The sequence below is a fragment of the Aeromicrobium sp. genome, from assembly GCF_049587115.1.
Classification (GTDB): domain Bacteria; phylum Actinomycetota; class Actinomycetes; order Propionibacteriales; family Nocardioidaceae; genus Aeromicrobium.
The window spans coordinates 1-3,056 of record NZ_JBAVDI010000041.1; the positions used below are offsets into that span (position 1 = coordinate 1).

A 3,056-nucleotide genomic window follows, 5' to 3' on the forward strand; every position below is an offset into this window, starting at 1 on the left:
CCGTGTCGTCGATCGGCGAGGAGTAGGCACCGCCCTCGTCGACCTGGCCGTAACGGTTGAGCAGGTTGCCCCGCGGGATGCGGACCTCGTCGAACATGATGCGGCCGTTGTCGACGCCGCCGAGGCCACCCTTGTGGCCGCAGTCCGAGGTGGTGACGCCGGGGAGGTCCTCGCCGTTCCCGTCGCGGATCGGCACCAGGAAGCAGTGGACGCCGTACGTCTCGCCGCGCGAGATGAGCTGCGCGAACACCGCCGCCATCGTGGCGTGCTTGGCGGCGTTGCCGATGTAGTCCTTGCGCGAGCTCGGTGTCGGGGAGTGGACGACGAACTCCTCGGTGGCCGGGTCGTAGGTGGCTGTGGTCTCGAGGTTCTGGACGTCGCTGCCGTGGCCGGTCTCGGTCATCGCGAAGCAGCCGACGACGTCGAGGCTGATGAGGTCGCGGATGTAGGCGTCGTGGTGGATCTTCGTGCCGAGGTTCTCCACGGCCCCGCCGAAGAGACCCCATTGCACCCCGGCCTTGACCATCAGCGAGAGGTCGAACTGCGCCAGCATCTCGATGCCGGTCACCGCCATCCCGGGATCGCCCGTGCCGCCGTTGGCGACACGGAAACCGGCGGCCGCGACGCCGGTCGGCACGAGCTGCCTCATCTGCTCCAGGACTCGCGCCCGGGCCTCGTCGAGAGTCAGGTCATGGTCGAAGGCCAGGTCCATGGCCGCAAGGTCCTTGCGGGACTGCTCGCGCACGTGGCGCCACTTGCCGTCGAGTGCGATGCGGACGTCGTCACTGAGTGCCATGGAGAAAAGGTACTCGGATCGTGGCTTTGGGGCAGCGGATGCGCACCGCCGAGTCCTCCGGCATCCGCGCAGTGGTAGGTTCGCTCTGCCATCAGGCACAACTTCATTCACCCGCATGCCAGGGAAAGCCGGTCCAACTCCGGCGCTGACCCGCAACCGTAGGCCACCTCGAGGTGGCGAGCCGGAACACCTGCTGCAGGACTGACTTACTCACGCTGTCGAGGAAAGCACGTGACGTCCCTTCCGGGCCGCGCGTGCGTGCAGCCGGAAGGAACCATGAAAATCAATCTCCCTCGCGCGGGCGCCATCATCGCGACCGCCGCAGTCACCGCCACGCTGGTGCTGACACCCACGGTCGCGCAGGCCGCCACCAGCCCGCAGGCGGCATCGGCCGCGGCCTGGCTCGCCGACCAAGTCCCGTCGGGCTCCCATCTGTTTGAGAGCGTCTACGGAACTGGCCCAGACGACAAGTACGTCGACTACGGCTTGAACCTGGACCTGCAGTACGCCCTGACCCGCTTCGGCGACACATCGACGGCCGACAAGGTGTATGGCGCCGTCGTTGCCAACACGGCGGAGTACACCGACGCGTATGGCACGCGATACGCGGGTGCGGTGGGAAAGCTGGCCACCTACGTGTCGCTGCACGGCGACGACCCGACCAAAATCGACGATCGCAACTTGATTGAGGATCTTGAGGGTCTGATGGTCACCCAAGGTCCGGAGACGGGGCGTCTCAAGGATGCGCCTGACAGTGAATACCAGTCAGCCAACACGATCGGGCAGAGCTGGGGCGTGCGTGCCCTCGCCACTGTGGGCAGCGCTTCCTCGACTGATGCCGAGGACTTCCTCGTCCAGCAGCAGTGCTCTGACGGCGGCTTCCGGCTCTACCAGTCGGGCGCGGGGTGTTCGTCCAGCATCGACGCCACAGCCTTCGCGATCGCGGCTCTCGACGCCACGGGCGGACACGAGGCCGTAGTGGACGAGGCGGGAAACTTTTTGCGCGACGCTCAGGCTTCTGACGGCTCGTTCAGCGACGCCGGCAACCCGAATGCGAACAGCACCGGACTGGCGGCCGTTGCGCTCGGCACGGTGGGCAAGACGACCGCAGCAGCTGCCGCCGCAGACTGGGTCGTGCCTCTGCAGGCGACCTCGTCGACTCCCGGACTGGGCGACGAGGCCGGAGCCATCGCCTTCGACAAAGCGGCTTTCAAGACGGGCAAGTCGGCCGGTATCGGTGATCTCGTGCGCGATCAGTGGGTGCGGACGACCGTGCAGGCTGCGTTCGGCGTCGAGTTCGCCACCGAGCCGGAGCCCGAGCCGGAGCCCGGACCCGTCGCCTCGATGAAGCTGACGCTCTCGGACTCCACGCCCACGCAGGGTGACACGATCACCATCACTGCCACGGGCAAGGACGCCGATGGTCGGTCGACCGGCGACGTGTCCGACGAGCTGCGCCTGACGTCATCGGTCGAGACCGACACGATCGACGGCAACACGGTGACGTTCAACCACGCGTCTCCCCACACCATCACCGCCACGCACGTGCCCACTGACACCACCTCGTCGGTCACGATCCAGGTGAAGCCGCTCACCGTCGAGTCTCCGACAACGGATGACGTTGACGGCAGCACCACTGGTCCGGTCGCGAACACGAATGCCACCCTCCCGGACGCCGGATCCTCGGTGCAGACGTGGCAGCTGCTCGCAGCGGTTGCGCTCCTGGCGGCCGGCGCCGGGCTCGTGCTGACCGGACGCGGACGCCGGCTCGTCTTCCTGCCATCGCACGCCCGCCGATGATGATCCGCAGCCGTATCGTCCGTACTTTCGTCGCCCTCCTGGTGGGGGCGACCGGCGGCACAGTCGTGTCGAGCGGGGTGGCCTTCGCGGCGGCCTGCCCCTCTGGCACAGGCGTGACCGTGGTCGTCAACTCCTCGATCCGCTGCGACAGCAGCGGATCGAGTCCTGCCGCGAGCAACTTCACCCGTGCTGGCCACTCGCTGAACAGTGCGCGTGGATTCGTCTGCGACATTGATGGCTACCCGTCGAGTGCTCCGTGCCGAGGCACCGCCCCAGCCGACCATTACTGGGGCTTGTTCTGGGCCGACGGCAAGGGCGGTGGCTGGAACTACGCAAGCGTGGGCGCGTACTCGCTGAAGGTTCCGTCTGGAGGGTGGGTGGCTTTCAAGTTTCAGAACTCCAGCTCGAAGAGCTACCCCGGTGTGAGGCCGTACCCGGCGCCGCCGGCCCCGGCCCCGGC

3 protein-coding genes and 1 riboswitch are annotated in these 3,056 nt (G+C 67.3%); of the genes, 2 read left to right on the plus strand and 1 reads right to left on the minus strand.

All coding sequences use genetic code 11. The annotated features are described in order from the left end of the window. Positions 1-796 (minus strand): acyl-CoA dehydrogenase family protein (locus WB461_RS04370; protein ID WP_423851496.1); only part of this gene is annotated, 796 nt, incomplete at its 3' end. A gap of 52 nt (positions 797-848) precedes the next feature. Continuing rightward, positions 849-1,008: riboswitch (cobalamin riboswitch) on the plus strand. Between the two features lie 64 nt (positions 1,009-1,072). Here WB461_RS04370 and WB461_RS04375 point away from each other — a divergent pair. Together WB461_RS04375 and WB461_RS04380 are read left to right on the plus strand one after the other, a co-directional pair. After that, the gene (locus WB461_RS04375) at positions 1,073-2,596 is read left to right on the plus strand and encodes a prenyltransferase/squalene oxidase repeat-containing protein (protein WP_423851497.1); all 1,524 of its coding nucleotides are present in this window, start codon (positions 1,073-1,075) and stop codon (positions 2,594-2,596) included. Then, positions 2,593-3,056: hypothetical protein (locus WB461_RS04380; RefSeq protein ID WP_423851498.1), on the plus strand; the 464-nt coding region annotated here is incomplete at its 3' end. The genes WB461_RS04375 and WB461_RS04380, both read left to right, overlap by 4 nt.

Excerpts from the sequence above, each read along its gene's own strand:
- WB461_RS04375 (WP_423851497.1), top strand. The coding sequence starts at position 1,073 with ATGAAAATCAATCTCCCTCGCGCGGGCGCCATCATCGCGACCGCCGCA.